Consider the following 1,758-nt stretch of genomic DNA (forward strand, 5'->3'; position numbering starts at 1 on the left):
CTAATCTTTCGATTAGCTTTTTTCAGTGAACCAATAGGTACGAAACTCGATTTTTTTTGGAATATTTATGATCATTGAACCAATTTAAAAGACTGTCTATATGAGCACAAGTTGGATATAAAGAAACCAAAACCTATAAGGAGATATTGCACATATTATCCTTTGCCGATGAAAACGGCAACGACAATATGAAGCCGGTCGTTGAAGTCAATTACAGGCAAGTCATGGCGCTGTGCATATTGTAGAAAGCGAGATGGAACGGATTAATAATGACCCCGATTTACAGCATTTAATACAGCAGGAGTGAATTAGTGCCAATTCACCGTTAAAAATTAATCCAAATTTTCTATCTTTGTGGTCTGTTATACTATATCTAACATATTATCTGGTCTTACTCGAAAGACAACTCTAAAACAGAGTAATTAATGCATTGAAATTTTTTGGTTTTTAATGTACAGATAATCCTATCGACTTATTTCTTAATCTTAAACAAAACAAACGATTATCAAATCGATTGCATTATCACTTTTGCGGTGTATTCAACATTTCAAAATGTGGTGAAACGATGACTAAAAATGAATAGTAAACAGTTAATAAGTAGAGATATCGAGGTATTTTACAATAGAGCATCCGAAGAAACTCGACTTGACAAAGGAATGGGCGTATTTGAATTTGAAAGAATTAAATCACTCGTAGAAAAATATATACCAACTTCATCTTCAAAAATAATAGACATTGGTGGTGGTACGGGAAAGTATTCGGAATGGCTTGCTAAAAAAGGACATCAAGTTCATTTAGTAGAGCCAGTTGCAAAACATATACAAATAGCCCAAAACAGAGCGAATAGATTAAAGAACAGTTTTTCTGTACATTTAGGAGAAGCTCGAAAATTGGAATTTCCAGATAATTATGCAGACCTAATAATACTGCACGGCCCTCTTTATCATCTTCAAAAAAAGGAGGATAGAGATTTAGCCATTTGCGAAGCTAAACGTATTTTAAAGAGTGATGGGATTATTTTGGGTTTTGCCATCAATTATACGGCATCAACGCTGGTTGGTCTTTTAAACGGCTTAATTCACAAAAAGCCATTTTTTGACATGTGCAAAGAAGAATTAATAAGGGGGATGCACAATCCGCCCGATGATTTTCCTTGGCTTTTAGCAGAAGCATTTTATCATAAGCCACAACAGCTAAAAGATGAATTTATAAATCAAGGCTTAATCTATCTAAATACTTATGCGGTTGAGGGTATGGTTGGATAAAGAATACTTTGCCAATATGCTGAATAACAAAAAACGAAGAACATTAATGGAACTTATTCAAGTTACTGAAAATGACAGCTATCTTTTACCCTTTAGTCCACACATGATGATAGCTGTGCGAAAAAAATATAGTTATGGAAAATAAAGAAAAATATTACAGAGCATTAATAGAAAATGACGGTCAACTCAATGAAATTGACCTCGGGGAAAAAATAGGACTTAATGAAGATGAAACAAACGAAATAATTGTACAGCTTCTATCTGAACATAAAATTGAATATGCAGAAAATAGAGCGTGTAATTACAGTCTAATGAAAGGGGTAAGAAAGAAAAATAACAGCAGGTAATGATAGCTAAATTTTACAACGAAACATTGTCTAAACTGGAAACGGCAATCAATGAATTGGAAATTGAAACTGATTGTTCCGTACAACGGATGGAGGCTGTTATACACTTTATCCTTGAAGCACAGCCCTGAGCCTCCATTGGATCG

The 1,758-nt window shown here is 34.0% G+C and carries 2 protein-coding genes; both read left to right on the forward strand.

The features are described 5' to 3' along the window. Window positions 1–575 precede the first annotated feature (575 nt). Window positions 576–1,265 (forward strand): class I SAM-dependent methyltransferase, encoded by a 690-nt coding sequence (locus B2X72_RS16270; RefSeq protein WP_286850708.1) that lies wholly within the window; start codon window positions 576–578, stop codon window positions 1,263–1,265. 134 nt (window positions 1,266–1,399) lie between these two features. Next, window positions 1,400–1,612 carry a hypothetical protein gene (locus B2X72_RS16275; protein ID WP_088161094.1) on the forward strand — a complete coding sequence of 71 codons (213 nt, stop codon included), beginning with the start codon at window positions 1,400–1,402 and terminating at the stop codon, window positions 1,610–1,612. Window positions 1,613–1,758: the final 146 nt, after the last annotated feature.

Origin of the sequence: Sphingobacterium sp. UBA7253 (assembly GCF_002472745.1) — a bacterium.
GTDB classification, from domain to species: Bacteria; Bacteroidota; Bacteroidia; order Sphingobacteriales; family Sphingobacteriaceae; genus Sphingobacterium; species Sphingobacterium siyangense.